The following is a 20,939-nucleotide window of genomic DNA, read 5'->3' as shown; positions in this document are numbered from 1 at the left end:
GCTACTGACTCAAAATGCTATTTACTTAAAGATCGGCCCAACGGCGCGAAGTAACCTTGAAGCGCTTGATAAATCTCTTTGCGATGCGCCATATCAGGATACACGGGGTACATATCAGGCTTGGTTGTGCCATCGACTAGATAAGCGTTCTTGATCTCTGAACAGGATTCAATCACCGACTCAAAAGCTCGCGCCATCATCTCTGTGGGCAAGGAGAAGTAACGAGCAGACATCGCTTTGTCGGCAATAACGCTGCGCGCCACGTAATCGTGTTTATCCAAGTTGTTGTCGCTGAGCAATGTGGCGTCAAACAGAGACATCAAACTTTCGTTTAATGGATGAGGTCTTACTTTTCTATCGTGTAACCAACAATCACTGGCGAACAAAATGTGTTTTCGAGGGCCAGAGGTATCACCAATTTCAAACGCCTTTTCAGCAATGTAGTGGTCAAACGCATGCCAGAACTCATGCGCTAACGCACCTGCCCCTGCGTTTTTAGCGAGGGCTAATTCTCTTTGGTTTGGCGCGTAGTGTGCTTGTACACCCTTTCTGCCACCACTGCCGAACGCTAAGCCTAATGTGCCACGCAAGCCAATTGCTTCTGGTGGCAAAGCCAAGATGTAAGCCAAATCTGCTAGCGAATCGAATATCAGATTCGCAGCGAGCTCTTTCTCTTCTTTTGTTACCCAAGCGCCCACACGAATGCTGCCCATACCGAAGGTCTGTTTGATGTCCATGAAAGACACCTGATCGCCATGTCGGTAGTTTGGGCCTTTGCGCGTTTTGTATTTAAAGTGAGCTAACTTCAAAGGGGTCCTTGGAGAAAGAGGTTAGGTGGAAATTAAGTGGAGCGTTTTTATCGGATGCTGGGCATTGAACCATATTCTTAAAACACACCGTTATGAACCGTATTTAAGAACGAAAGTTAGCACCTTTGTGAGTAAATTACCGAACAAAATGAGTTAGGTTGTGTTCGAAAGCTTCCCACGAGGTTGGGGTGCCTTCGTGAGTCAGCGGAAATAGAGACTTGTCTGGCTTGGCATAACTTAAGCGATGAAGCCTTTGCGTGACATGGTAGCTGTCTAGCCCTGAAATCGTGACTAAATCTAGCGCTTCTAAATCAAGGTAGCCATCCGGCATCACGGCACGTTTGGGTGCTTGAATCGTAATGACCTCTCCAATCAACATTTGCGTTTGATTGCTTTCAATCGATATCTGTTCTTTCAAAACTAACCCTATTTTGAGACTGCTTTCTAAAACAAATGGAGCAGGTAATGCATCATCGTAATAGGGCGTGAGACCAACTGCGTTAAATTCTGAGATTGATTTAGGATAACGAGCGGAAGTTTGATGGGCTTTATGAACAAAGTCAGCACCGATACTATTGATGGTGAAGTGCTGAGTTTCTAAGATGTTCTCTAATGTATGGCGGCGACTTTCTGTTGGTCGGACGATGAAGCCAAGCAAAGGTGGATTCGACCCTAGGTGAACAACAGAGCTCACCACAGCAAGATTTTCTAGCCCTTGTTTATCGCACGTACCAATTAGGTTGGCGCTTTTGAATCCTGATAAGGAGTTGATTAAGCGAGCGCGTTCTCGCTGATCCATTGTTTGGATATCTTGTCTTGAAAGGGTCATGTCCTTCATATCTTTCTCTTCTTCTCACTTTTGTTTTCGACGACTTGTTCACTAATCAAATGACATTTACGCAGAAGCATCTTCTATCGATCAGCAGAGTGCTTGGTTTGGTCGTGGGCAACCTGTCTCTTTTATCTCCGTTACAGCAAAATGAGCGTGTGTCTTTGCATAGATTTACGCATGTTGACGTCGCTTTACATCACGCAAGCTAAAGTAATGATGTCGTCTTTATGAGTGTTAAAAAATGATAACAGTCCGCAATATCATCTGGGCAATGATTGCCACAATGTCAGCCTTTTGGTTTGCGATGGAACCGCAACTATTCGCTTCAAGCAACGTATTTGAATGGCGCTCGGCCATGATTCAGTACTCAGGTATTTTGTCTCTGATGTTAATGTCCATCACCATGATCTTGGCGACGCGTCTGCCTATGGTCGAGAATTGGCTTAAAGGTATGGATAAAGCGTATCGAGTACATAAATGGCTTGGCATCGGTGGTGTGGCGATGGGTGTCACACACTGGTTGTGGTACAAAATTCCTAAGTCACTCGTGATGTCTGGCGTATTGGATAAGCCAGTTCGACACAATGGTTCAGGGCCACAAGCGGTCTTGACTGGCTGGGAGTTGTGGATCAATGAACTGCGCGATATTGCTCAAAGTATCGGTGAATGGGGCTTCTACTTATTACTCGTTCTACTTGTGGTGTCACTATGGGCGGCAGTGAAGTATAAACCGTTTAAATTATCTCATCGCCTGATGTCGGTCGCGTACCTGTTTATCGCTTTTCACTCGGTGATACTGCTTAAACGAGCGTATTGGGGAGAGCCTATTTATTATCTAACCGTAGCATTTGCTTTGGTTGGATCTATCGCAGCGATTTATAGTTTGTTGGGTTTGGTAGGGCGTCGTAATCGTCACTCAGCGACCATTGCTTCGACTCGCTATTTTCCACAGGCTGAAGTGATGGAACTGGTGTTAAAACCGGATGCATCTTGGCAAGGTCACAAAGCAGGGCAGTTTGCGTATCTGCGTTTCGGTAATGAAGACCCGCATCCGTTTACGATTGTGTCTGGCAGTGAAGATCCAGAACTGCGTTTCTTAATCAAAGAGTTGGGTGATTTTACTAATGGCCTTTATGAACGAGTGCAAGCGGGCGATGCGGTTACGGTTGAAGGGCCCTATGGTCGACTTGATTTTGACCTAAGCAAGCCACAAATTTGGATTGCGGGTGGCGTCGGGATTGCGTCGTTTTTTGCAACACTTGAAGCACTCAAAACAGAACGAGATCATCCTCGTATTGAACTGTTTTATTGTACTCGAGGTGTTGATAAGCAATTAATCGATGAGTTGTGGCATCTTGCAAACGCGGTTGGTGTGAAGTTGACCGTGATAGATACATTACATTCACCTCGACTGAACGCTGGAAGAATTGTCAATCAATGTGGTGTTCTCAACGAATACGAGATGTATTTCTGCGGGCCGGAGTTGTTCTCTACGTCATTGAAAAAAGAATTAGACATCTATCAATTTGATATTGAAAAGCACTACCACGAAGAGCTGTTTGTGATGCGTTAAAGCCAAGTCTTGGGGCTGTGACTGCTAAATTCGTTAATCGACACAGTACAAAAAGGCGTAAAGTCACTCAATTTGTTATTGCAGCGGTTTGCTATTGAGCGATACCATATAGGGCTGTTTCTTTGGTAAAGATGTAATTATGTCAGATGAAAAACTCGCACTCGAATGGATGCGCCAACAAGCTCATAAAGTTGACCCATACGTTATCGAACCATCGTTTGATGAATGCGTTGAGTTGCTTGATCCTGCCTTCAAGAAGGGCAAGAGTGTTGCGCAGTTAAAGTATCTGTTATCAGAAGCGGATCGTAGAGCTGGCGCGGCAGAACGCAAACATGCGGCTTTAAAATATGCCAAAGAGAAAAGCCCAAATGCAGGTCAGATCCTGCGTTTGCAAAGCAAGCTTCAACAAGTTCAGTTGGCTCTCAAACTTGCTACTGGCGACAGCAACATGACCATCTCTCAGTTCTGTTCTGAATATGATGTGACCAAGCGTGACGGTAACACGGCATGGAATGAAAAGCTGGTTGAGCAGGGTAAAAGAAAGTAGTCATTCAAAAGCCTGAAAATTGCTTTTCAGGCTTTGTTGTTAGTCCGCTTATTCAGAGCGCCCCACGCTAAGGTTGAATGTTATTGAAGCTGACCTTCTGCGTTCCATCGCCTTGATTCTCCAGCTTAACTACATCGCCTTGATTCTCCAGCTTAACTACATCTCCTTGATAGTAATACGGTTCCATTGGCATTTCGCTGTTAGCTTCTCTAGCGTAGTAAAGGGTTGCTGGCTTAGCAGCAACTTGCTGAGCGTATAAATAGCCAATCAAAGCGTGCTCAAATTGATGGTAGCCATTGCCCCAATGAAAAGCCTTGGTGCGCTTAGGTTCAAGCCCTACGCCTCCGTATTGATGATCAACCCACACATCATGAAAGGTAGGTAAGGTGTATTGTAGGGTTTCTTTCATTGAACCATCGATAAGCGATACCGTCATCGCAGCTTGGTCGAGCTCTGCCCATTCCCATGATGAAGCCCAGTTTGTGTTCGGTCTGCTTTGCCAGCCAGTAATCTCTTGTCCTTTCCATGCGCTCTGAAGCTGCTCACCAAAGTAGTTGGATACATTGGCAAAGTCTTTTTGATATTGCGCCTGAGCGAGAGTGTGTTTCATGCCACCCAAACCAAACTGCGACCATTCTGCATTTTCTAATGCATGACCGGTTAGGTAGGTCATCCAATACGCTTTGATAGTGTGCCCAAAATCGTTGTGATTGGCATTCGGCATCATCGCTGCTTTGTCGTGAATTGCACCGTAGAATCGATGTTCATCTTCAGAGTGATAGTGATCAATCATGGCTTGCGTGAGCCAGTGTAAGTCATCAAGCCATTTTGATTTAACAGGCTCTTGCAGTAGAGGGGCGACTAACAACATGTAACCGTTAATTTGATCAAGTTGTGCGACAAGCTCGCGTCGTTCTGCACTGCCATCCTCACCGTCAGCAAGTACCCATGCAAGACCGCTGTTGTCGCTAAGCCGATATTTATCAAAGATAAAAGATTGTTGGGCGATGAGTGCCTGTTCTACCTTTTTGTCTTGGGTCAGGTAGTAGTACATGGCAAGGCCGACCAACGCATACGCTTGATCTTGAGAGGTACGTTGCTGCCAATCCTGGCCTGCTTTTCCCTCTTTTGTGTAGCCAATAAAGCCGCCATTTTGCGTATCTTCAAGATGGTCAATGATGTAGTAGGCACCTTGCTTAGCTAACTCTAACGCCTGCTTGTCTCCGGTAAGATGGTAGAGCACGCCATAGGCATAGGTTTGACGTGACTTCATGCGCGTAAATTCTTTGCCAAAATGTGGCGTGATCCAGCCTTTGTTCAGCTCAGGGCACACATCGGAAACATCGAGCAAGGTACCGTCATCACAGCGGAAAGTAGGGAAGTTGCCTATCGGTTGCCCTTGAGCGCTAGGCATCAACCAGTACGGTGCTAACCCTTCAGTAGCATGATTGATCCAGTCTTCACCAGAAGGAAGAGGTGCGTTGGCAGATACGGCGAAGCTAGTAACACTGAGTAATGCGATCGTTGCTCGTAGCATGATTTTTATCTTAACTATTTGAATTTAGTTGAATATAAACAATCATATCTGCACATTGTGATTCGGCGATCACAATCGACCAAATTATTGTGGTGTAGATGAAGGACTATGCGGGTTTCACTCGTCAAATGTTGTAAATAAGCAATAAGTTATCGTTTGTCGATAATTTATTGTTGATCTTCGTTTGTTTTGATCTTAGTATCTTCCTATCAACTCAACAGGAACATTAACTATGTCTAAAATCCAAAAACAAAGCCGACGTGTCCGTATGCTATTGCAGTCCTTTCTTGTACTTACTCCTATCATGGTGTGCTACTTTTGGTTAACCGTTGAGACTCCCTATGACTTTATAAGTGCGACAGGCATTTTTTATCTCACTTATGACATCGGGAGTTACACGATGGTGCCGCTTAATATGACAACAAGAATGATTGCTGCGTTCACAAGCTTAGCGATGTCTAGCATCCTGATATACGCACTAGTAGTTCTGATACGTTTATTCCGCAACTATGAGCGAGGCGAGATCTTCTCACTAGAAAATGCACTGTCTTACCAGAAGCTCGGGTATAGCTTGTTCTATTGGGTATTCGGCTCCGTTATCTATGGCTCATTGATGTCAGTGATTTTGTCGTTCAATAATCCACCAGGTGAGCGTATCTTTGCGATTAGTTTTGAGGGAATGGACTTTTTGACACTTATATTAGGTATAATTATTTTGATCATCTCATGGGTGATGAAAGAAGGTTATATTCTGGCTGATGAGCACAGCCAAACGATTTAAAGGACTTGTCATGACTATCCGCATTAATTTAGACATTATGATGGCCAAGCGAAAAATGCGATTAAAGACATTGGCAAAAGAGGTTGGGATTACTGAAGCCAACTTGTCGGTGTTAAAGAATGGCAAGGCCAAAGCGGTAAGGCTATCGACACTAGACAAGTTGTGTGAAGTGTTAGAGTGCCAACCGGGTGACATATTGGAATTTGAAGCGAATGTTCACCAAGAGAGCGTTACTGCTGAATAGCGAGTCAGTAAATCGTATTCCCTTATGAAAACAATGAGTCTCGAAGTTATTCGAGACTCATTCGCTACGTGTTAAACAGGCTCTCCTGCCTCGTCTTCTTCAACGATATCTTTTTCTAAACTCGCCTCTGCCAACCATTTCTTTATCGACGGACTATTCAACACACGTTGTTGATACTGTTGGGCTTTTTCCGAAAGCTGAATGCCGTAGGTTTCTGCGCGTAGTGCTACTGGTGCAAACATAGCATCAGCAATCGACCATTCACCAAATAGCCAGCCCTCTGGGTATTGCTCCATTTGTTCTGACCAAATGGCATCGATGCGAGCGATGTCTTTTAGTGCACCTTCACTCAAAACCAGCTTTCTTTTGGCTCGGCAGTTCATTGGTAACTCATTTCTGATGTTGAAAAAACCAGAATGCATTTCTGCCGAGATAGCTCGGGCTAAGGCGCGTTCAGCAATGGAACTTGGCCATGCAGTACCGTTTAGGTAGGCATCGTTAACGTATTCGAGAATGGCGAGTGAATCCCACACTGCAACGTCACCATCAACCAGAGTCGGCACTTTTGCAGTGGGGGTCACTTTCGCTAACGTGTTATAAAAATCTGGGGTGAATAGCTTAAGTTTGATGACGTCTGTGGCGAGGTTGTAGTGATCGAATATTAGCCATGCGCGCAGTGACCAAGTTGAGTAGTTCTGATTAGCGATATAAAGCTGCATAAATGCTTCCTTGCGTCTGGTGGGTATGCATTTGAGCTTAAGGGATTGTATTACGGCGCACTAACGGATAATTTTGATGCAATACATTAATAAAAACGATGGGTGGTGATTTCAATATGGATATTGATGCGTTGCGAGGCTTTCTTGCGTTTGTGGAGACCAGCAGTTTTACACGTGCTGCAAAGCAGATTAATCGCACCCAATCGGCCTTTAGCGCTCAGATGCGTAAGTTAGAGGAAGAACTTAACGTTACTCTGTTTCAAAAGGAAGGACGTAACCTAGTATTGACTGAGGCGGGCTTGGCATTGCGTTCTCATGCGGAGCAGCTCGTAGCACTCCACAATACGGCGTTGAAACAAGTAAAACGTTATGAAGACAAACAGCCACTGAGGTTAGGTTGCCCTGAAGACTATAACGACAGCATCTTGCCGAAAGTGATTAAGCTTTTGCAGAACGCTGAACCTACTTGTTCCATTCAAGTATTTAGCTTGCCGAGCATTGCGCTTAGAGAGTGGCTTGATGATGGTAGGCTTGATGCTGCGATCGTGACCCGTGCACCCGATAGCGAAGAGGGGTATTGGCTAACCAATGATGTGGGCGTTTGGATAAGCAGCCCTGATTTTGTGTTTGATGATTCTAAACCTGTCCCGCTCGCCCTGTTCCAGACGGATTGTAAATACCATGCTGCGGCAGTGAATGGTTTAACCAAACAAGACACGCCATATCAGCTTTTGGCGTGCAGTAATACGGCTTCAGCGCAGCGTGCAATCGTCAAAGCTGGGTTGGCAATTGGTGCGATGGGCAAGCTCAGTGTTACACCTGATTTGAAGATTCTTGACGACATGCCGCCGTTACCTGCGGTAGACATCGTACTGTTGCTCGCGAGTAAGCATCATCCGGTGTTGGATAAAGAGGTGCTCAATCAGTTGATTGAGTTAGATTCCAATTAGATTTGTGGCTTGGTGAGAGGCATTGATGCTGAGAGCAGTCAATAAATAGAAAGGCCGAGAACACTGCGTTTCTCGGCCTTGTTTTTATGGAAGAGAGGGCGAATTAAGAGAGCTTAAATTTACTCAACTCCCCGTGTAAATCTCCGGCTTTTACTGTCAGCTCATTACTGATTTCTACCGACGATGTCATGGTGTCCATCACTTCCACGGCGGTGTCGTTAATGATGACGACATTACGGTTAATCTCTTCAGATACTGAACTTTGCTCTTCAGCGGCGGAAGCGATTTGATTGTTCATGTCGTTGATGACTTCAATGGCTTGGTTAATCTCAGACAGCGCTAAATGAGCGGCTTGAGTTTCGCCTTTGGTATCATTCGCTTGCTTTTGGCTTTGCTCCATCAAGACCACGATAGATTGGGTCTCTTGCTCTAAGCGCGCCAGCATAGAGCGGATCTCTTCGGTCGAGCCTTGAGTACGGTTTGCTAGATTACGCACTTCATCGGCCACCACCGCAAAGCCTCGCCCTGCTGAGCCCGCGCGAGCAGCCTCAATGGCAGCGTTCAGAGCCAATAGGTTCGTTTGTTCTGCAATCCCCCCAATTTCGCTCAAAATGCCTTGGATAGCAGTGCTCGAATCGACCAAGTTTTGCGTTTGTTGCTGCGCATCATTCACCTGCACCGCTAAGCTATCAACCGCGCTGGCGGCATTGTCCATGCGTGTCATGCCGTTAAGGCTATTACTTTGTACCTGGCTAGCGGCCGCAGCGGCTTGAACGGCTGAGTTCGCTACTTCTTGTGCAGTTGCACTCATCTCATTGATTGCAGTGGCGAGTGAGTTCACTTCGTTTACTTGAGCGTTCAACTGGTCACGGGATACCTCTGCACGAGCTTGACCCTCAGTCGCGTTCTTATCGACTTGGTCTGCTGTCGCCATTACAGTAAGCAGCATCTCTTGTATGCGAGATAGGAAGGTATTGAACCAGTGAGCAAGTTGCGCGGTCTCATCTTTCCCTTTTACTTCGATGCGATAGGTTAAATCACCTTCACCTTGTGCGGCATCTTTAAAGCGCTCGACCAAGTTATTGAGAACTTTGCCCAGAGAGTTGGCAATCAATGCCATAGAGATGATGCCTAGAAGAACAGCGACGATCCCCGCCCACACACCTTTTTCAAGCGCTTTCGAATTCTGTTCATCACTCCACTGGGTGTATTCGTCGACACTTTTTGCAAGGTGACTACTGGGAACCGACACCATGACTACCCACGGTGCGTCGCTAGTCTCGATAGCAGTTATGGCGTACTCTTCTCCGCCAAATGTAACCAACCCAGCCCCAGACTGTTTAGCGATAGACTGAACTCGCGACCATTCTTTTTCTAGCTCTGGCGAGACCTTTTTACCGACCGTGTTTCTAGCGCTGCTGTTGGCTAGGGTAATGCCTTTCCATGACGTGATGAGAATTTTACCTTGTCCGTCGAACAGGTGACGAGCAAGACCTTCACTCTGGCTTTGCAGTTCATGAAGTGACAGATCGAAACCAAGTGAGCCGATGATCTTACCGTTCTGTTTGATCGGCTGGCTGATGGTAGTAATGAGTTCTTGCTTACCACGAACCGGATAGAAGTACGGTTCCATTACGAATGTTTTACCTGTTTGGTAAGGCATTAAGTGCCAGTCGTCTTTGCGTTCGCCATTGCTGTTCAGTTCAGTATTGCTGAAGCTCTCCATTGCGACCGCATCAAAGCTGTTTTGGTCATTGGGAGAGAAGAAAGGGGCAAGATAGCCCTGACTGTTAAAGCCTAATTTGTTGTCTAAGCTGATCTCGCCATTGAGATCGGTTTGTTGTGGCCAAGTTTTGTTTTCCCACACCATGTAGCCAGCAAAGACGGCTTTGTTTTGTGCTTCTAAAGCGGCAGTAAACTGTTGAACGATAAGGTCTGAGCTAGCGTCCGTTTCTGAACTCAACTCAATGATTGAACGTGCTTGTTTTAAGTTGGCTAATACCGGATTAAGTTGGTTGGAAATGTTCAACCCTTGCTGAAGTGCCGTATTTTGTAAATCGGTTGTCGTAGCGTCGGTTAACTGTAGTTTTACTTTCTCTGTGACTTGTTTATTCACATCAGTAAAAGCGCTAGTGGTCATGCCCATTGCGATCAACAGGGTGAAAGCCATCGCCCCGCCTGCACTCACCGCAATTCGCGTTCGTATACTGTTAAACATATGATCTCTCTAGCTAAATAGTGGTAGTTTTGCAGAGATTTTAAACAAGATAAGTGAACGGAAAATTCAAAATAATGAACACAAAAAGAATAGGGAGATCAAAAATATAAACAAGATTGCATAGTGCGCAGTTTTGGCTTTGGTCGCAACGTTTAGAGGAAGATGAAAATCATCATTTAGCAATCGCTAACTTTCTGTATTTATTAGTTTTAATGATACTTAGGAGAGTTTAATGTTTTAGTAAGGCGGCTATTTTTCTTTTCTAGTTTGTGACCGCGAGTCTATTACTCATTATATGACGGCGGTCACAATTTATTTTATTTAACCCAATGAATTACCACTCTTTTTATAAGTGATTTAAAGAGGGAACGCGTTGTATTAGCTTGCCCGTTTTGTTTTGCTCTGTTTCTTCGGTGGCCTAACGTGGCGTGACAAAATACGACTTCGCTCTTGTTTCACTTCCGTTAGCTTTCTCCATGACCATAAACGCACTCGTGCCTCTTTAGCGCTAGCGTCGAGATCGACTACTGGATTAAGGTAAGGGGATTCTGGTTCAAGCTCATGCATCATGATTTCCATAGGCGTCATCTTCCAAGGCTCAAACAGGAGTGGAGTGGGTATGTCTGAAAGTTCGGGTACCCATTTTCGGATGAAGTCCCCATCGGAATCGTGTTCTAGGGCTTGCTTGGTTGGGTTGTAAATTCGGATGGTGTTGATGCCGGTTACCCCAGCTTGCATTTGAAACTGTGGGTAATGAATGCCAGGTTCAAAATCGAGGAACAGCTGCGCTAAGTGTGTGACACCATCACGCCAGTCCATGTTCATATGGTGAGTGAGAAAGCTCACCAGCATAGAGCGCATGCGGAAATTAATGTACCCCGTATGATGCAGGCAGCGCATACAGGCATCGACCAACGGCACGCCTGTCATCCCCATCTTCCATGCCTGAAGATGTGTCGGATCTTTTACCGTTTCATTCTGCGATAGCGTCTCATAGGCGTGGTTGATGCAGCGAAACTCCATCCCGCATTCCGATTCAAACTTCTGCATGAAATGACAGTGCCAGTGAAGCCTTGAAGAGAGAGCAATCAAGCTGCGACGAAATCCAGCGACTTGCCAGTGTCCCAATAGGTGTTGATAAACTTCGCGCAGCGATATATTGCCCCAAGCTAAATATGGGGATAGACGTGTACAGGCATGTCGTGAAGCTTCTGGGCTTGAGATACTGCGATAGTAATCGCGACCACGGCGCTCAAAGAAGTCGTGTAATGTTGCCCATGCCAGTGCACTTCCGCCCGTTTGTATGCCGTTAACTTTGGCTAACCATGCTTGTGGAGGTTCCATAGCGAGTTCAAGCTCTTCAGCATCAAGGGTATGCAGTGATTCTGTAGTTAACTGACTTTCTTCTATGGGAGCACGCATCACACTGTTCCAATGCTTGTCCCAACCGATTCTGTCTTTCGACCCTCTCACGACAGCGCCCTGTGCGAGCTCTTGCCATGGGATGTTGTGCTCTTTAAACCAAGTAGAGAGTTGTACGTCGCGTTCAAAGGTGCAATTTAATCCTATCTCTTGATGAGAGAAGACGTTTTTAATGTGGTAATGAGATTGGATCACTTCGAAGCAGTCCACTGCACTGCCATGAAGTATTGAGACCTGATGTCCATACTCTTTCAGCGACTGGTTCATGCATTGCAGCGACTGCCAAACAAACCGCCAATGTCGCTCAGAATAGTGGGCATTGTTTAGCAGCATGGGTTCGAAAATGTAGAGCAATATCGTGGGGTGTTGATTTGATAAAGCATGTTGTAAAGGTGCATGGTCGGTGAGTCTTAAATCGCGCTTTAGCCACACTATGTTGATTGTTTGCATCTGAGCCCTCTTTCGTTTTGGATCATTACGAATCAGAGGTCAAAATGTCTCACTGGAAGTGAATTTTATTTTCGATGATGAAAGGGCAGGCTATGAGCGCCTGTGTTCATTATCAGAGAATACCTAAGCTTTTTAGTTTTCGATAAATCGTATTACGGCTGATGCCAAGTATGCGTGAAGTTTTGCTGATGTTGCCTTGGTTGGCTTGATAGGTTTGCAGCAAGGTTTCTTCCACGGTACTTCTTAAATCAGCATTTGGCTTACCTTCGATTATACGAGAAGCAGTAACCTGATGATGGCTATCTTGAGCTAAAGAGATAAGGTGTTGAGCAAGATGGTTCGGTACGTGCTCGAGTGTAAGTTGTGGTTCATCACTTGCTAGTAAAGCGGCGACTTTAAGTAGGTTGTCTAACTCGCGGATATTGCCCGGCCAGGAATAGGCGCACAATAAAATCATCAGGTACGGGCAAATTGACTGCTCAGCTTCGGCGTATTTACGATGAATATGCTCGATTAAAGCATGCTTATCTTGTCGTTGTTGCAAGCTTGGCAAGGTAAAGGCCAAGCCATTGAGTCTATAATACAGGTCTTGCCTAAACTCACCTGTTGCGACTAACTGCTCGAGGTTTTTGTGAGTGGCAGCGATGATCTGGCAATCGACTTGGTAGCTTTGATTGGAACCAACTGGCACCACGGATTTGTCTTGCAGAACATGCAGCAGTCGGCACTGAGCTTCTAAAGGCATGTCGGCGATCTCATCTAGAAATAGAATGCCTTTATCCGCTTGACGGATCTTACCTTGGAATCCTTTGTGACTCGCGCCAGTAAAAGCCCCCGGTGCGTAGCCAAACAGTTCTGATTCGATCAGATCTTTCGGTAGTGCTCCACAATTCACCGCCACTAAGGGCGACGATTTACGTTGGCTTTGCTTGTGTAACGCCTTAACAAACTCACCCTTGCCGACACCTGTTTCTCCTAAGATTAATAGGCTGATCCCTTTGTCGATAACCTTGTTGGCTTGCTGCCAAGCGTGTTCTATCTTTTGTTCGCCATGGTGCAAATCACACGAGGCTGAGATAGAGCGTGTGCGTTTTGCGGTTGGTTTCTTGAGGTGCTGTTTTTCAAACACAAAGGGCGTATCTAATGAGGTTTGGTTGAACAGGGTATCTATGCATTCGCCGACGATCGAGGTTTGATCCAATAGTTGAGAGGCGACTTGATTATGCGCGACCACTTCACCTGCTTCATTGGCTATCACAATCCCTTGCCAGCCACTGTGCAGTAGCGATTTTTCACACGCGAGATCAATGCGAGTCGTGCCTTGTGGGATATGGCTCAATAACTGATTCTCAACAAGCTGAACCATGTTTTGAACGAGTAGTTGCACCGAACTATCGTGTTGTTGCTGCTCACTGGTAATGTCCAATACGCCAACCATGTTCCCTTGATGATCAAACACCGGGCTTGCTGAACAACTGATAAATCGATGCTGGTGGATGAAGTGTTGCTCACCAATGATGGTCACGGGCTTGGCCTCTACTATCGCGGTGCCAATTGCGTTGGTCCCTTTGAGTTGTTCCTGCCAACACGCACCAGAGCTGAGTGCAATCGAAGTCAGTTTTTCTTTAAACCGCTCTTGTCCCCAACTTGCCAGAATTACCCCTTCAATATCGGTCAGAATCAAACGACTGTCGGTGCGTGCAAACATCTGATTAAACAGAGGCAGTGCATTGCGCTCGACGATTTGAATCAAGCTCGATGATTGATGTCGTCGCTGTTTAAGAATCGACTGTGGCAGGCGAATATCTTCGGGAAGACGTCTCTGTTTTAGCCCCGCTTCTGTGCTGCGGTGCCAAGAAGACGAAAGCCAATCTGAGGTGTTTGCTTGTTGAAGGTGCATGACTGTTCCATGTCGTAACAGTGAGGGTGTACCAAATTGGAACAGTTGAACACTGGAGTGGTTTCCATACGGCTGTTCAATACCAACTCACTTTAGGTTGTAAATGTTTGGCAATCATAGTTTTACAATTTATTAACAACAAGTCTTGAGGTTGTGGCGTGTGATTTGCGTTGTTCTTGCTGTGAAGAAAACACGAAGTATCAGTGTTTTAAACAGAAAGAATAAACATGGGCGTCTTGTCATGAGTCCTTTTCTCAGAGAAGTCGCAACAAAAATAAGACAGCTCTCGCTCAATAACGAACAACACATCTAAGAAGGATCTAACTATGATTTACGCACAGCCGGGTAGTGACAACGCAGTGGTGAACTTTAAAGCTCAGTACGATAATTTTATCGGTGGTGAGTGGGTGAAGCCTGTCAGCGGCGAGTATTTTGATAACACGTCTCCAGTGAATGGTCAGGTGTATTGCCAAGTGGCTCGTTCAACAGAAGCGGACATTAGCTTAGCACTTGATGCCGCGCATTCTGCTCGTGCGAGTTGGGCTGCGACCAGTGTGACAGAGCGTTCGAACATCCTGCTTAAAATTGCTGACCGCATTGAAGCAAACCTAGAAGAGATCGCGGTGGCTGAGACATGGGAAAACGGCAAACCAGTGCGTGAAACTCTGGCGGCAGACATCCCATTAGTTGTCGATCACTTCCGTTACTTTGCGGGTTGTATTCGAGCGCAAGAAGGCAGTGCCGCCGAGCTCGATTCAAACACTGCAAGCTACCATTTCCCAGAGCCAATAGGCGTAGTAGGGCAGATCATCCCTTGGAACTTCCCGATTTTAATGGCGGCTTGGAAACTGGCTCCAGCGTTAGCTGCGGGCTGCTGTGTGGTGATGAAGCCAGCTGAACAAACACCAACGTCGATTTTGGTGATGATGGAGAAGATCGCCGATCTTCTGCCTGCAGGCGTAGTCAACATCGTTAATGGTTTTGGTAGTGAAGCTGGCCAAGCGCTAGCAACCAGTGATCGTTTGGCTAAGTTAGCTTTTACTGGCTCAACAGAAGTCGGCCACCATATCTTGAAGTGTGCAGCTGAAAGCTTGATTCCATCAACGGTAGAGCTTGGCGGTAAGTCTCCAAACATCTACTTCCCAGACATCTTTGACCATGAGGACGAGTACCTAGACAAGTGTGTTGAAGGCATGTTGTTGGCGTTCTTTAACCAAGGTGAAGTGTGTACCTGTCCATCACGTGTGTTGATCCACGAATCGGTCTACGACAAGTTCATCACCAAAGTGGTCGAGCGCGCTCAAACCATCAAGCAAGGTAACCCACTAGATACGGACACTCAGGTTGGTGCACAAGCCTCTCAAGAGCAGTTTGATAAGATTCTGAGCTATCTAGAGATTGGTCGCCAAGAGGGTGCGAAAGTGCTCACTGGTGGTGAAATCGCGCAGCAACCAGACGATCTCGGTAATGGTTACTACATTCAACCTACTATGTTGGAAGGGCACAACAAGATGCGTGTCTTCCAAGAAGAGATCTTCGGCCCTGTTATCGCGGTAACCACCTTTAAAGATGAAGCAGAAGCGTTAGAAATTGCCAACGATACCGAATATGGCTTGGGTGCAGGTGTATGGACGCGTGATGCCAACCTTGCTTACCGTATGGGCCGTAATATCGAAGCGGGCCGTATCTGGGTGAACTGTTACCATGCTTACCCAGCACATGCGGCGTTTGGTGGATACAAGAAATCAGGCATCGGTCGTGAGACACATAAGATGATGCTCGATCACTACCAGAATACGAAGAACCTGCTGATCAGCTACGATACCAATCCGCTGGGCTTTTTCTAACATAGATATGTTCTAAAGATAGCGTTCTGAATTAGATAAAATTAACAACGCAGTCGGCTTGAATAAAAACAGAAACTAAAAGCAAAACGCCCAATTCATGTGAGTTGGGCGTTTTTATGTTTGAAGTATTCTAGCTTTTAGAAAAGAAGATTTCTGGCTTGTGGTTCGGGCCCGAATTACCTTCTAGCTGAGTAAGCTCTAATCCTTGTTTCCCTATTAAAGAACCGACCAACTGGCGATTAAACGGGTAACTGTCAGGGTTGTTAATGTACTCTTCAATATCAACCCATTTTGCTTCTGCAATTTCATCGGTGTCTTGAATCACAATCTCCCGAGTTTGAGCGATAAGGTGACAAACAAAGTAGAGGTTCGATTTGCCAAACTGGTATGGGTGGCGCGTTGCCATGCCAACCACCGATACAAACTCCGCTTTGATACCCGTCTCTTCCAAGGTTTCTCGAACCACAGACTCTTCAATACCCTCGCCAAGTTCAATGTGGCCGCCAGGTAGTTTATAGCCTGTCATGCCATGCTCTTTTATCATCAGCACTTGATTGTGTCCGTTGGTGATCAGAGCTCCAGCTCCCAAAGTATGGGTCGGGATGAAAGGCACAAACTCGACGATTTCGGATTTGTGGATCAGCGTAATCTCGTCTTCTAGACAGTTGTGGAACACAAAGCCAAGTTCGGTCGCTACCGGAATGAGGTGCGAGAGCGAAATAGGTAAGCTAATCCAAATAATGCCTTTGTTATTTTGTTTTGAAAATTCGGTGATTTCACTAAGTTCGGCATGAAATGTATCAGCATCTTGAGGGGCGGTTGCCGGGGCAATGATGATGCCGTTAAATTTGTCGAGCGTAAATTCCACGGGTGATCCTTTATTATTTTTGATTTATTGGGCGTTGAGCATTGGCTGAGCTTATCGTATCTCCAGCGGAAAGGGCAGTAGTCGGTGGAAAGTGAGAGAAGGTTTTAAGCGAGAGGCGAGAAACAAAAACAGCGCTTGGAAGTCAAGCGCTGTCTAATAATAGATTCTATTGTATACCGACTTTAACGAATGTAGTTGGCATTAATACTTACGTACCAGTGCTGCAGTTTGCCATCGGCTTTCTTGATCCACAAATCGTTGGTGTAGCTCTCTATCTTGCCGTTAACCGTAAGGTTGAATGTGTTCTCGTCGAAGTCGCCAAGCTTCACAAACTGATCGGTCGTAATCAAAAACGGGTCCATGTCATCGACACCAACGGCATCGGATATCACGTAGTAGTGATAAGTAAATGGCTTGCTCGCGTTATTTGGGTTGCTGCGATACGCCACAAGCTTGAACGGTTCCGTTAATGGAGTATCGAGCGTTTGCTTGTCCATCGTCGCGGGGACTGGAATAAACAACCAAGCGGTAAACAGGCCGCAAGCCAAAACCATCAGGAAGAAAAGAGTCTTAATTGCTTTCATAGCAACCTTCAAAATAGGTGATGTTGAAGACGCTATGGTAACAGGTTTGATTTGCTGATTGTAAGAGTATGAATAAGTGAAGGCATCACCTGTCTGTTAGGAAGTTTGAACGAATTGACACACTGTTAATAACTCACTATCTAAACTAGTGTGAGTGACCTTGCGACAGGTTGATCATCACAACACCGGCTGCCACTAGTAACATGCCAATCCAAACCATGGTATCGAGGTGCTGGCGGTAAACGAATGTAGAAATCAGACTCACGGTCACGATAGCTAAACCTGCCCATAAAGAGTGCACCACACCAACTGGCATTCCCTTCATCGCTTGGCTCAAAAATAGAAACGCTGCCAAGTGCCCTGAGATAACCAGTAAAGCTGGTACTGGTTTAGACAAACTAAACCCGTCAGTGGCTTTAAGTGCAACGTGAGAAAGTGCTTCAGCCATTACGCCCATCATCAAGAAAAACCAGCTCATATTCGTACCTTTGTCGTTGTATTGTTTGTGTTGGTATAGCAAGAGTGTTTGAAAGTGTTAATCGATGCCAATCGCGGATTAACTCATATTGCAGGCACAAAAAAGCCCACACCTCACGCTTTTGCAAGGTGTGGGCTAAATAGGTGTCGCTACTTGTTTAGGTAAGCCGCGTGGAACTCAATGTGCTCATCAATAAAGCTAGAGATGAAGAAGTAGCTGTGGTCGTAACCTGGCTGCATACGTAGCTCTAAATCGGCATTGGTTACCTTAGCCGCTTCGACTAGTTGCTCAGGTTTAAGCTGCTCAATCAGGAAGTTATCCGCTTCGCCTTGGTCTACCAACATTGGCAGCTTAGTGCCTTTGGTTTTTAGAAGCTCAGAGGCATCGTAGTGCTTCCACTCTTCAATATCTAAGCCCAAGTATTGGTTGAATGCTTTCTGTCCCCAAGGGCATTGCATTGGGTTCGTGATTGGGCTGAATGCCGAGATAGAGCGGTAGCTATCTTCGTTTTTAATGCCAATCGTTAGTGCACCATGTCCGCCCATGCTGTGACCAGAAATTGATTTCACTGATGTCACTGGGAAGAAAGACTCAATCAGCGCTGGTAGCTCTGTTACCACGTAATCGTACATGTGGTAATGGCTGTCCCATGGCGCTTGAGTAGCATTCACGTAGAAGCCTGCGCCTTGGCCTAAGTCGTAGTTTTCATCGTCGGCAACACCTTCGCCACGCGGGCTTGTGTCTGGGGCAACAATGGCAATGCCTTGCTCAGCCGCGGCTTTGAATGCGCCGGCTTTTTGCATGAAGTTTTCATCGGTACAGGTTAGGCCTGATAACCAATATAAAACAGGTACTGGGTTTTCTTTGCTTGCATTCGGTGGCAAGAAAATCGCGAAACGCATGTTGCAGTCAAGCGTTGCAGAAAAGTGGGTGTATTGTTTGTGCCAACCACCAGCAACCTTTGCTTGGCTAATGTTTTCAATTGTCATCTATTGTGCTCCGTTAGGTTGATGGTTTGGGAGTAAATTTGTCTATATGAGTAAAAGTTTCACCACCCACCGGGCAGGAGGTGGTGAAGACAGTTTCGCTCTGATGCTTAAGTCAGAACTGTGGTCTCGACACCTAAGTGCCGAGACCAAGGAGAATTATCTGTCCATGTGTAAAACAGTACGGATAGATTCACCTTTGTGCATTAGGTCGAATGCTTCGTTTACGTCTTGCAGACCCATAGTGTGAGTGATGAACTCTTGAAGACCAAACTCACCCGCCATGTAACGGTTAACGATTTCTGGAAGCTCAGAGCGGCCTTTAACACCACCGAAAGCAGAACCACGCCATACACGACCAGTCACTAGTTGGAATGGACGAGTTGAGATCTCTTGACCTGCACCCGCAACACCAATGATTACTGATTCGCCCCAACCTTTGTGGCAGCACTCAAGTGCTTGACGCATCACGTTTACGTTGCCGATACACTCAAAAGAGTACTCAACACCACCGTCTGTCATCTCAACGATAACGTCTTGGATTGGTTTGTCGAATTTAGTTGGGTTGATGCAGTCAGTCGCGCCAAGCTGTTTTGCTAGCTCGAATTTGCTTTCATTGATATCAACACCGATGATGCGGTCAGCACCAGCCATGCGAGCACCAATGATTGCAGATAGACCGATACCGCCTAGGCCGAATACAGCAACGTTGTCGCCTTTTTCAACTTTAGCTGTGTTTAGTACAGCGCCCATACCTGTTGTTACACCACAACCTAGAAGACAAACTTCTTCAAGTGGTGCTTCTTTGCTTACTTTCGCTAGAGAGATTTCTGGAAGTACTGTGTACTCAGAGAAAGTAGAGCAACCCATGTAATGGAAGATTGTTTCGCCATTGATAGAGAAGCGGCTTGTACCGTCTGGCATTAGGCCTTTACCTTGCGTTTCACGAACGGCTTGGCATAGGTTAGTTTTACCAGATTTACAGAACTTACATTCGCCACATTCTGCTGTGTAAAGTGGGATAACGTGGTCGCCAATCTCAACACTTGTAACGCCTTCGCCGATCATCTCAACGATACCGCCACCTTCGTGACCAAGGATTGAAGGGAAGATACCTTCTGGATCGTCACCTGATAATGTGAATGCGTCAGTGTGACAAACACCAGTAGCAACGATGCGAACTAGAACCTCACCAGCTTTTGGAAGTTGTACATCAACTTCTTCCATTTTTAGTGGCTCGCCAGCTGCCCATGCAACCATTGCTTTTGATTTGATATGAGTTTGACCAGGTTTAATTTCGATTGTCATTGGATGTTTCCTATATATGTCAGTACAGCGGATAACCGTGCAATTAAATTCAACCCGTTAAGCGTAGTTGAGCTTAATTGTTTCCGCTCTCTCGTTTTGTTGGAGCCAGTATAGGTGCGAGTGCATGTTTTGATAATCCCCTTAAATAGAAAATTATTATTACGTATTTGTAATAATGGGTATATTCAGAAGGATTCGGAGAGGGGTAGTTACTCAGAAAATGTAAGAACATTCTGAGTAGCTTTCTATGAAAGACACTAATAGGAAACAAATGGGGCGTGAGTTAATAGTCTATGTGATTTGGTGTGGTGGCCATCAACTTGTTTCCGAGTTTGGTGGGTTACTAGGGTCTCTAACTCATTTCTGCCCCGAAACGTGTTTAGGTACCAGTAACATTCATGAGAATAATTTGGGAAACAAGCTGTTGTCCAAATGTGAGCTACTACTTTTTGCCACTCAATTCTCGGGTGCACAATTCGACTAAAATTCAGCAGTTATAAATGGCGGGGTGATTGTAGAACCTGCAAATTATTGGGGTGAATGCATTTTACCTTGCTAATTGTATTCTTTTTCAGCGTAGTTTCTAATTTTTGTCATAATATTAGAAATAACATCATGCTGCTCTAGTGAGGGTGAGAAGAATATACCAATGTGGTAATCAAGGCTATTCACTAATTCGAATACATCTAACTCCACGATTGAATCTTTCGAATAGTGTTTTTCTACATGTTCAGTTGGTAAAACAGCCCACCCATCCTTCTCTAGTAACTCAATTAAAACGTCCTTAGTACTGACTAACTGATATTGAGGAGCGATATTTGACCCTTGAATGGCTTTGTTTCCTAATTGGATCTCAGATAGAAACGGCCAGTATGGGTGATTATTA

18 protein-coding genes and 1 pseudogene are annotated in these 20,939 nt (G+C 45.6%); 6 read left to right on the top strand and 13 right to left on the bottom strand.

What is annotated here, in order from left to right:
* Positions 1 to 17 precede the first annotated feature (17 nt).
* Together ACED45_RS08720 and ACED45_RS08715 are read right to left on the bottom strand one after the other, a co-directional pair.
* A complete protein-coding gene (locus ACED45_RS08720; RefSeq protein ID WP_371713786.1) occupies positions 18 to 809 on the bottom strand; it encodes a CLCA_X family protein in 792 nt (263 codons plus the stop codon).
* A 136-nt stretch (positions 810 to 945) separates the two neighbouring features.
* Complete coding sequence (locus ACED45_RS08715) at positions 946 to 1,647, bottom strand: flavin reductase family protein (protein ID WP_371713785.1); 702 nt, start codon at positions 1,645 to 1,647, stop codon at positions 946 to 948.
* A gap of 235 nt (positions 1,648 to 1,882) precedes the next feature.
* Here ACED45_RS08715 and ACED45_RS08710 point away from each other — a divergent pair, with 235 nt between their 5' ends.
* Together ACED45_RS08710 and ACED45_RS08705 are read left to right on the top strand one after the other, a co-directional pair.
* On the top strand, positions 1,883 to 3,214 hold the full coding sequence (locus tag ACED45_RS08710; RefSeq protein ID WP_371713784.1) for a ferredoxin reductase family protein: 1,332 nt from the start codon (positions 1,883 to 1,885) through the stop codon (positions 3,212 to 3,214).
* A gap of 139 nt (positions 3,215 to 3,353) precedes the next feature.
* Positions 3,354 to 3,761 carry a hypothetical protein gene (locus ACED45_RS08705; RefSeq protein ID WP_061015626.1) on the top strand — a complete coding sequence of 136 codons (408 nt, stop codon included), beginning with the start codon at positions 3,354 to 3,356 and terminating at the stop codon, positions 3,759 to 3,761.
* 67 nt (positions 3,762 to 3,828) lie between these two features.
* Here ACED45_RS08705 and ACED45_RS08700 read toward each other — a convergent pair whose 3' ends face one another.
* Complete coding sequence (locus ACED45_RS08700; RefSeq protein WP_371713783.1) at positions 3,829 to 5,298, bottom strand: N-acylglucosamine 2-epimerase; 1,470 nt, start codon at positions 5,296 to 5,298, stop codon at positions 3,829 to 3,831.
* 232 nt (positions 5,299 to 5,530) lie between these two features.
* Here ACED45_RS08700 and ACED45_RS08695 point away from each other — a divergent pair, with 232 nt between their 5' ends.
* Both ACED45_RS08695 and ACED45_RS08690 read left to right on the top strand, forming a co-directional pair.
* Positions 5,531 to 6,079 carry a DUF2975 domain-containing protein gene (locus ACED45_RS08695; protein WP_371713782.1) on the top strand — a complete coding sequence of 183 codons (549 nt, stop codon included), beginning with the start codon at positions 5,531 to 5,533 and terminating at the stop codon, positions 6,077 to 6,079.
* A 10-nt stretch (positions 6,080 to 6,089) separates the two neighbouring features.
* The gene (locus ACED45_RS08690) at positions 6,090 to 6,323 is read left to right on the top strand and encodes a helix-turn-helix domain-containing protein (RefSeq protein ID WP_116870996.1); all 234 of its coding nucleotides are present in this window, start codon (positions 6,090 to 6,092) and stop codon (positions 6,321 to 6,323) included.
* Between the two features lie 71 nt (positions 6,324 to 6,394).
* Here the strand turns inward: ACED45_RS08690 and ACED45_RS08685 are convergent, their stop codons facing one another.
* Positions 6,395 to 7,042, bottom strand: coding sequence for a glutathione S-transferase family protein (locus tag ACED45_RS08685; protein ID WP_371713781.1), 648 nt, complete (start codon positions 7,040 to 7,042; stop codon positions 6,395 to 6,397).
* Between the two features lie 98 nt (positions 7,043 to 7,140).
* On the opposite strand from ACED45_RS08685, the gene ACED45_RS08680 reads away from it, so the two are divergent.
* Entirely contained in the window at positions 7,141 to 7,992 is an 852-nt protein-coding gene (locus tag ACED45_RS08680; protein ID WP_371713780.1) for a LysR family transcriptional regulator, read from the top strand.
* 103 nt (positions 7,993 to 8,095) lie between these two features.
* Here ACED45_RS08680 and ACED45_RS08675 read toward each other — a convergent pair whose 3' ends face one another.
* From ACED45_RS08675 to ACED45_RS08665, 3 genes are all read right to left on the bottom strand, one after another.
* On the bottom strand, positions 8,096 to 10,210 hold the full coding sequence (locus ACED45_RS08675; RefSeq protein WP_371713779.1) for a methyl-accepting chemotaxis protein: 2,115 nt from the start codon (positions 10,208 to 10,210) through the stop codon (positions 8,096 to 8,098).
* Positions 10,211 to 10,588: 378 nt separating this feature from the next.
* Positions 10,589 to 12,082 carry a cryptochrome/deoxyribodipyrimidine photo-lyase family protein gene (locus tag ACED45_RS08670; protein WP_371713778.1) on the bottom strand — a complete coding sequence of 498 codons (1,494 nt, stop codon included), beginning with the start codon at positions 12,080 to 12,082 and terminating at the stop codon, positions 10,589 to 10,591.
* A gap of 112 nt (positions 12,083 to 12,194) precedes the next feature.
* Positions 12,195 to 13,982, bottom strand: coding sequence for a sigma-54-dependent Fis family transcriptional regulator (locus ACED45_RS08665; RefSeq protein WP_371713777.1), 1,788 nt, complete (start codon positions 13,980 to 13,982; stop codon positions 12,195 to 12,197).
* Between the two features lie 326 nt (positions 13,983 to 14,308).
* Between ACED45_RS08665 and exaC the strand changes: the two genes are divergently transcribed.
* Positions 14,309 to 15,829, top strand: coding sequence for an acetaldehyde dehydrogenase ExaC (exaC, locus tag ACED45_RS08660; RefSeq protein WP_371713776.1), 1,521 nt, complete (start codon positions 14,309 to 14,311; stop codon positions 15,827 to 15,829).
* A 130-nt stretch (positions 15,830 to 15,959) separates the two neighbouring features.
* Here exaC and ACED45_RS08655 read toward each other — a convergent pair whose 3' ends face one another.
* From ACED45_RS08655 to ACED45_RS08630, 6 genes and pseudogenes are all read right to left on the bottom strand, one after another.
* Entirely contained in the window at positions 15,960 to 16,697 is a 738-nt protein-coding gene (locus ACED45_RS08655) for an NUDIX hydrolase (protein WP_371713775.1), read from the bottom strand.
* 182 nt (positions 16,698 to 16,879) lie between these two features.
* The gene (locus tag ACED45_RS08650; protein ID WP_371713774.1) at positions 16,880 to 17,281 is read right to left on the bottom strand and encodes a hypothetical protein; all 402 of its coding nucleotides are present in this window, start codon (positions 17,279 to 17,281) and stop codon (positions 16,880 to 16,882) included.
* 145 nt (positions 17,282 to 17,426) lie between these two features.
* Complete coding sequence (locus ACED45_RS08645; RefSeq protein ID WP_048658977.1) at positions 17,427 to 17,759, bottom strand: DMT family transporter; 333 nt, start codon at positions 17,757 to 17,759, stop codon at positions 17,427 to 17,429.
* 149 nt (positions 17,760 to 17,908) lie between these two features.
* Complete coding sequence (gene fghA, locus ACED45_RS08640) at positions 17,909 to 18,748, bottom strand: S-formylglutathione hydrolase (RefSeq protein ID WP_048658978.1); 840 nt, start codon at positions 18,746 to 18,748, stop codon at positions 17,909 to 17,911.
* 156 nt (positions 18,749 to 18,904) lie between these two features.
* Positions 18,905 to 20,053, bottom strand: a complete 1,149-nt coding sequence (locus ACED45_RS08635; RefSeq protein WP_057622995.1) for an S-(hydroxymethyl)glutathione dehydrogenase/class III alcohol dehydrogenase — start codon at positions 20,051 to 20,053, stop codon at positions 18,905 to 18,907.
* Positions 20,054 to 20,608: 555 nt separating this feature from the next.
* Positions 20,609 to 20,939: pseudogene (locus ACED45_RS08630) on the bottom strand (hypothetical protein); the annotation flags it as partial.

It is taken from the genome of Vibrio crassostreae, from assembly GCF_041439375.1.
Lineage (GTDB): Bacteria > Pseudomonadota > Gammaproteobacteria > Enterobacterales > Vibrionaceae > Vibrio > Vibrio crassostreae_D.
This window is presented reverse-complemented; position numbering and strand designations above follow the sequence as displayed.

What these genes read in the sequence shown, in the direction of transcription:
- ACED45_RS08715 (WP_371713785.1), bottom strand. Translation starts at nt 1,647, where the DNA reads ATGAAGGACATGACCCTTTCAAGACAAGATATCCAAACAATGGATCAG.
- ACED45_RS08710 (WP_371713784.1), top strand. Translation starts at nt 1,883, where the DNA reads ATGATAACAGTCCGCAATATCATCTGGGCAATGATTGCCACAATGTCA.
- ACED45_RS08705 (WP_061015626.1), top strand. Translation starts at nt 3,354, where the DNA reads ATGTCAGATGAAAAACTCGCACTCGAATGGATGCGCCAACAAGCTCAT.
- ACED45_RS08700 (WP_371713783.1), bottom strand. Translation starts at nt 5,298, where the DNA reads ATGCTACGAGCAACGATCGCATTACTCAGTGTTACTAGCTTCGCCGTA.
- ACED45_RS08695 (WP_371713782.1), top strand. Translation starts at nt 5,531, where the DNA reads ATGTCTAAAATCCAAAAACAAAGCCGACGTGTCCGTATGCTATTGCAG.
- ACED45_RS08690 (WP_116870996.1), top strand. Translation starts at nt 6,090, where the DNA reads ATGACTATCCGCATTAATTTAGACATTATGATGGCCAAGCGAAAAATG.
- ACED45_RS08685 (WP_371713781.1), bottom strand. Translation starts at nt 7,042, where the DNA reads ATGCAGCTTTATATCGCTAATCAGAACTACTCAACTTGGTCACTGCGC.
- ACED45_RS08680 (WP_371713780.1), top strand. Translation starts at nt 7,141, where the DNA reads ATGGGTGGTGATTTCAATATGGATATTGATGCGTTGCGAGGCTTTCTT.
- ACED45_RS08675 (WP_371713779.1), bottom strand. Translation starts at nt 10,210, where the DNA reads ATGTTTAACAGTATACGAACGCGAATTGCGGTGAGTGCAGGCGGGGCG.
- ACED45_RS08670 (WP_371713778.1), bottom strand. Translation starts at nt 12,082, where the DNA reads ATGCAAACAATCAACATAGTGTGGCTAAAGCGCGATTTAAGACTCACC.
- ACED45_RS08665 (WP_371713777.1), bottom strand. Translation starts at nt 13,982, where the DNA reads ATGCACCTTCAACAAGCAAACACCTCAGATTGGCTTTCGTCTTCTTGG.
- exaC (WP_371713776.1), top strand. Translation starts at nt 14,309, where the DNA reads ATGATTTACGCACAGCCGGGTAGTGACAACGCAGTGGTGAACTTTAAA.
- ACED45_RS08650 (WP_371713774.1), bottom strand. Translation starts at nt 17,281, where the DNA reads ATGAAAGCAATTAAGACTCTTTTCTTCCTGATGGTTTTGGCTTGCGGC.
- ACED45_RS08645 (WP_048658977.1), bottom strand. Translation starts at nt 17,759, where the DNA reads ATGAGCTGGTTTTTCTTGATGATGGGCGTAATGGCTGAAGCACTTTCT.
- fghA (WP_048658978.1), bottom strand. Translation starts at nt 18,748, where the DNA reads ATGACAATTGAAAACATTAGCCAAGCAAAGGTTGCTGGTGGTTGGCAC.
- ACED45_RS08635 (WP_057622995.1), bottom strand. Translation starts at nt 20,053, where the DNA reads ATGACAATCGAAATTAAACCTGGTCAAACTCATATCAAATCAAAAGCA.